This is a genomic window from Nevskia soli (genome assembly GCF_903970205.1).
Lineage (GTDB): Bacteria > Acidobacteriota > Terriglobia > Bryobacterales > Bryobacteraceae > Bog-113.
Map to the genome: position 1 here is coordinate 1 of NZ_CAJCHS010000223.1, position 4,641 is coordinate 4,641.

A 4,641-nucleotide genomic window follows, 5' to 3' on the forward strand; every position below is an offset into this window, starting at 1 on the left:
GGCATCCTGGTCGTCCGGCTGGGCGCGATGGGCGATGTGCTGCACGCCCTGCCCGCGGCCGCGTCGCTCAAGCATAGTTTCCCCGCGTCGAAGCTAACGTGGGTGGTCGAGAGCACGTGGGCGCCGCTGCTTGAAAACAACAGCTTCATCGATCGCGTGATCTGTCTCGACCGCCGCCGCGCCGGGTCGTGGCTGAGTACGCTTCGTGAACTGCGCGAGCAGCACTTCTCGCTGGCGTTCGATTTTCAAGGACTGCTGAAGTCAGCCATCACCGCGTCGCTCGCGCGGCCGGATCGCCTGATCGGATACAGTCACCGGCTGGTGCGCGAACGGATGGCGGCGTGGTTCTATTCCAATCGCGTCTCGAGCGCGGCCGTGCATGTGGTCGATCGTCATCTGGATGCCGCCGCAGCCGCCGGCGCGGTCAATCTGATTCGTTCCTTCCCGCTGCCGCAAGGCATGCCGGAAGGCGATCTTCCCGATGCGCCTTTCGTTCTGGCCACTCCCTCGGCCGGATGGAAGAGCAAGCAATGGCCGCTCGAATCGTACGCGGAGGTCGCCCGTTTGTTGAAGGATCAGTGGAACATGCCGCTGGTTCTGAACGGCCCGCCATCCGCGCGCGCCGAGCTGGAACAAGTCCCCGGAGTGTGGGTCCATTCGAGCGGCATCTCCGGTTTGATTGATGCAACGCGCCGGTCGACCGCGGTAATCGGCGTCGATAGTGGTCCGATGCATCTGGCCGCCGCGATCGCGAAACCCGGCGTGGCGATCTTCGGTCCGACCGATCCCGCGCGAAACGGTCCTTATGGCGGCTCGTTGCAGGTGCTGCGAAGCCCGAATGCCGGAGTCGTCGGTCTGACACGCGGCGACTACCGCCGCGGCGATACGATCGACGCGAGTATGCGCGAGATCACTCCGGAGCATGTGGTTGCCGCGCTCGCTAGCGTGCTGTGACGTTCCCGAAGCGCTACGCCGATCAGGTCGCGCGCCTGCGTGTGCCTTCCGGGTTCCTGCTCGTGGCCACGTTCGCGTGGCTCTCTCATCCGACGCGCAATTCGCTGCTGCTCGGCGGTGCGATATCGATTCTCGGATTGCTGCTGCGCGCCTGGGCCGCCGGACATCTCGCGAAAGACAAGCAGCTCTGTCAATCCGGGCCGTATGCGTGGTCGCGGAACCCGCTCTACATCGGCACCTTGCTGGTGGCGTGCGGTCTGGTGATTGCCGGGCGAAGCATCGCGCTAGCGGGCATCTTCGCGATTGTCTTCGTCTTCATTTACCTGCCCGTGATTGAACTCGAAGAACAACACTTGCGCGATCTGTTTCCCGATTTCGACGAGTATGCGCGCCGGGTGCCGCGGCTGATCGGTTTTCGGAAACGCACGGCCGCATCGGGCGGAAGGTTCAAGTCTGAGCTCTACGTTTACAATCGCGAGTATCAAGCTCTCCTCGGATTCCTCGCCGGCCTCGCGTTTCTGATCATCAAGTGGATGACCTTACAGTAGTCCTGGTTTCGCCGCGCAATCCGCTAAATATCGGAGCGTGCGCGCGCGCCATGAGCAACTTCGGGTTCCACGACCTGCGCCTCGTGAATCCCTATGAGAAGGCGTTTCGTGAAGCCGTCAGCGCGGTTGGAGGCGCACCGGTGCTGCAGTCCGCGCGCGTTTACGATGACCTCGCCGCCGCCGTCAACGATTGCTCTCTCGTGGTAGGAACCACTTCGATCGGCAACCGCGAGCTGCAGCACACCTTATACCCGCTCGAGTCTGCCGCGCCACTAATTCAAGGCAAAGCAGCCCTGCTATTTGGGTCCGAGAAGTTCGGCCTCTCAAACGACGACATCAGTTTCTGCCACTTCCTCGTACGCATTCCGACGACGCCTGAGACGCCGTCGATGAACCTCGGCCAGTCCGTCGCCGTCTGCCTTTATGAGCTCATCCGCAATCCATCGGCGCGCGCGGTTACTGAAAGCCGTCGCTCGCTCAGCGGCAACGATGCCGAACAGATCACGCGCATGCTGCTCGAAGTTCTCCATCGCAGCGGTTACACCAACCGCATTGTGGCGACATCCACGGAGCTCAAGATCCGCCGCTTCATCCGGCGCATTCATCTTGGCGCGGTCGATGGCCGCCTGGTCCTCGGCTTTCTGCGTCAATTGCTCTGGAAGCTTAGATGATGGGTCGGTCTTGGCACGGCGTAGTTTCCAGGTGCAATACGTTGCGGCAACTCGGGATGCGCGTCACTCGCTCAGAGTGGAACGAGGCACGAGCCAACCGTTTATGAAACAGCGCGACTGTCACTGTTCCCAAGGGTTGAACACGGGCACACCGGCTTTATCGAACTTACTGCGGTCGCGCGTCACGGATGTCTTCCGTCAGCGGAAGGACTCGCCCTGCAAAAGCGGGACGCAGCGTTCGCGTGAGCCAGTCATTCACTCAGCGCGGCGCGTCACATCCTGTTGAAGCTCAGTGCCGAAACGAATTTCCGCGATGCTGACGACGCTGACGTACGCCATCCGAGCGAAACGTCCCGCACGTTGAGACGCACGCGGGGCGGCGTGAGATCGACGTCGGGATAGGGGCGGGCCTGCAACGCCGCAAGCGCCACCGCGCCAGTCTGATTCCCCGGGTCGGGGAACTTTTCATTGAGGGCGTCGAGCGCCTGTTCCAGCAGTTCGTCGGCGTCGTGCAGATGGCGGTTCGGAATTTCCGCGCGGACGCGCTGCACGAGTTCCGGCCTGCGAATTTCAAGGTTCATGGTCCCGGCCCTCCTTTTCACAGGTTATCGCGAACTGCAAGTCAGACGAGCCTCCGCGCAGGTCTATACGTTCTACCCGAACCAAACGCTTGCGATTTTGCCCGGTGGCTACATGTGGCTATGATTCGGGTATGAAGACGGGCATACGCGACTTGAGGGACAACCGGGCTAGTCAGTTCGATCGGCTCGTCGCCTCCGGCGCGATTACCCCACCCTCCGAGAGCGGTGACCCTCTGGAAGGTTGCCCTGAAATTCGCCTCGACCCTGGTACGGCGGCCGCCCTTATCGACAGCGATCGTGGCGAAGCGTAAGGCAGTTCCGGCCCGCCCCACCCGGCTGCCCGGCCGCAACGGTTACTCCAGCAGCACCGTTGCGGCCTCGACTGAGCGGAAGATCCGCCGCTTCGTCTGGGCTCTGTCGACGCGGCTGGTCCTCGGTCTTCGCGTCAATCGCCTTCGAAAGCTCAAGTGATAGGTCCGTCTGGCCCGCCGTAGCGTCTGGAATTCAATCGTAGAACTTGAGCTCGGGCAGAGGGTAATGCTTACGATTGCGCGTCCAAAGTTGTGCCCCGTTCGCAACCGCGCTAGCGGCAATCAAAGCGTCGCCGAGTTCCACGGCGTGGCTCTTTCGATAGCGGCGTAAATACTCCCCGGCTTGTCGCCCGAGCGCGGCGTCGATTGGCACGCAAACGAGAGCCTCGAACAGGGATTCAAGGTACGCGTGTTCGGCGGGACGCGCTCCGGCCCAAAGTTCGGCCGCGCTTACGGGTGAGAAGAGAATCAGCGCGTCCGATGCGCCCAGTTCAAGCCACCGGGACAGGAGGACCTTGTCGCGGCCTCTCGACACGTCAATCAGGATGTCGGAGTCGATCAGGACAGTCATCGGTCCGCGAGACGTTCGAAGCGGCTTCCCTTGCGAAGGCGCCTTATCTCCGCGACGGAATTTGTGCCTCCCACACGACGCTTGCGACTGCCCGCAAAGCGCTGCATTGCGGACAACCGTTGTTCGTGGCTTCCGACATAGCGTTCGCGCACGGCCTGACGAACCAGCTCGGAAATGGTTGTGTTCTCCCGCCGAGCCCGCGCGTGGAGCGCTGTCCATAGCAGGTCATCGAGATGAAGCTGAGTCCGTCGCACGATGTATTATACATCGTCGCCCGATTATGGGCGGCGTCTGGCTTTGGCTTCCCGTGTTTGTCTTTCCATTCACCGCCCACTCGCACCCGTATCGAATCCCCACACTGAGCCCGAGCGAAAGCGAGTGGATGTGCGCCGCAACGGCATCGGACCGCTCGCTTTCGCTCGGGCTCAGTATGCGGTTCGCGACGCGGCCGAGATCGGTCCAAAACTTTGAATTCCGGATTCATCGATGATGTCTGCATTGCCAAAGAGCACGTCTATTTGGCTACGGCCATGCTTCAGCCGTTCGGATCTCGCAGATGTCAGTTGCAAATTGATCGCGCCGCTAAACGCTCGGGCGACTTACGACAGCCGTTCGCAGCGCAGTCTCGGACTCGGAACAGTGACTGCGCGAAATCGCAAATGCCTGTTGCAATTGGACGATGTTCCGACCGGTTAGCTGCCACCCGCTTTGGAAGCTTAAAATAGAAGAGCGGGAATGATCCAACTCACCGGCGCGGGCAAGCGCTTCGGGCCGAAAATCCTATTCGAAAATCTTGACTGGCTGATCACGCCGAAGGAGCGTGTCGGTATTGTCGGCGCGAACGGCACCGGCAAATCGACGCTGCTCAAGACGCTGGCGGAGATCGAGACGCTCGACTACGGGTCGATCACTTTCAGCAAAGGCATCACGGCGGGCTATCTGCCGCAGGATGGGTTGAGCCTCTCCGGGCGGTCCGTATTCGCCGAGTGCATGTCCGTCTTCGAT

At 61.5% G+C, this 4,641-nt stretch carries 9 protein-coding genes; 6 read left to right on the forward strand and 3 right to left on the reverse strand.

Annotation, left to right across the window (positions count from 1 at the left end):
- The 3 genes from H1Y01_RS10170 to H1Y01_RS10180 all read left to right on the forward strand — a co-directional run.
- Positions 1-954, forward strand: a 954-nt coding sequence (locus H1Y01_RS10170) for a glycosyltransferase family 9 protein (RefSeq protein ID WP_180540408.1), incomplete at its 5' end; no start/stop codon positions are given.
- Positions 951-1,502, forward strand: coding sequence for a methyltransferase family protein (locus tag H1Y01_RS10175; RefSeq protein WP_180540409.1), 552 nt, complete (start codon positions 951-953; stop codon positions 1,500-1,502). The genes H1Y01_RS10170 and H1Y01_RS10175, both read left to right, overlap by 4 nt.
- Complete coding sequence (locus tag H1Y01_RS10180; protein ID WP_219341436.1) at positions 1,484-2,173, forward strand: RNA methyltransferase; 690 nt, start codon at positions 1,484-1,486, stop codon at positions 2,171-2,173. The genes H1Y01_RS10175 and H1Y01_RS10180 overlap by 19 nt, the downstream gene beginning before the upstream one ends.
- 272 nt (positions 2,174-2,445) lie before the next feature.
- Here the strand turns inward: H1Y01_RS10180 and H1Y01_RS10185 are convergent, their stop codons facing one another.
- Positions 2,446-2,754: a hypothetical protein gene (locus H1Y01_RS10185; RefSeq protein WP_180540410.1), complete on the reverse strand. Its 309-nt coding sequence runs from the start codon at positions 2,752-2,754 to the stop codon at positions 2,446-2,448.
- Between the two features lie 131 nt (positions 2,755-2,885).
- On the opposite strand from H1Y01_RS10185, the gene H1Y01_RS10190 reads away from it, so the two are divergent.
- Complete coding sequence (locus H1Y01_RS10190) at positions 2,886-3,065, forward strand: hypothetical protein (RefSeq protein WP_180540411.1); 180 nt, start codon at positions 2,886-2,888, stop codon at positions 3,063-3,065.
- Positions 3,052-3,225 (forward strand): hypothetical protein, encoded by a 174-nt coding sequence (locus tag H1Y01_RS10195; RefSeq protein WP_180540412.1) that lies wholly within the window; start codon positions 3,052-3,054, stop codon positions 3,223-3,225. The genes H1Y01_RS10190 and H1Y01_RS10195 overlap by 14 nt, the downstream gene beginning before the upstream one ends.
- Positions 3,226-3,258: 33 nt before the next feature.
- Here the strand turns inward: H1Y01_RS10195 and H1Y01_RS10200 are convergent, their stop codons facing one another.
- Together H1Y01_RS10200 and H1Y01_RS20010 are read right to left on the reverse strand one after the other, a co-directional pair.
- Positions 3,259-3,636: a type II toxin-antitoxin system VapC family toxin gene (locus H1Y01_RS10200; RefSeq protein WP_180540413.1), complete on the reverse strand. Its 378-nt coding sequence runs from the start codon at positions 3,634-3,636 to the stop codon at positions 3,259-3,261.
- On the reverse strand, positions 3,633-3,890 hold the full coding sequence (locus tag H1Y01_RS20010; RefSeq protein WP_180540414.1) for a ribbon-helix-helix protein, CopG family: 258 nt from the start codon (positions 3,888-3,890) through the stop codon (positions 3,633-3,635). The genes H1Y01_RS10200 and H1Y01_RS20010 overlap by 4 nt, the downstream gene beginning before the upstream one ends.
- Positions 3,891-4,371: 481 nt before the next feature.
- On the opposite strand from H1Y01_RS20010, the gene H1Y01_RS10210 reads away from it, so the two are divergent.
- On the forward strand, positions 4,372-4,641 hold a 270-nt coding region (locus tag H1Y01_RS10210), incomplete at its 3' end, for an ATP-binding cassette domain-containing protein (protein WP_180540415.1).

Excerpts from the sequence above, each read along its gene's own strand:
- H1Y01_RS10185 (WP_180540410.1), bottom strand. The coding sequence starts at position 2,754 with ATGAACCTTGAAATTCGCAGGCCGGAACTCGTGCAGCGCGTCCGCGCG.
- H1Y01_RS10190 (WP_180540411.1), top strand. The coding sequence starts at position 2,886 with ATGAAGACGGGCATACGCGACTTGAGGGACAACCGGGCTAGTCAGTTC.
- H1Y01_RS10200 (WP_180540413.1), bottom strand. The coding sequence starts at position 3,636 with ATGACTGTCCTGATCGACTCCGACATCCTGATTGACGTGTCGAGAGGC.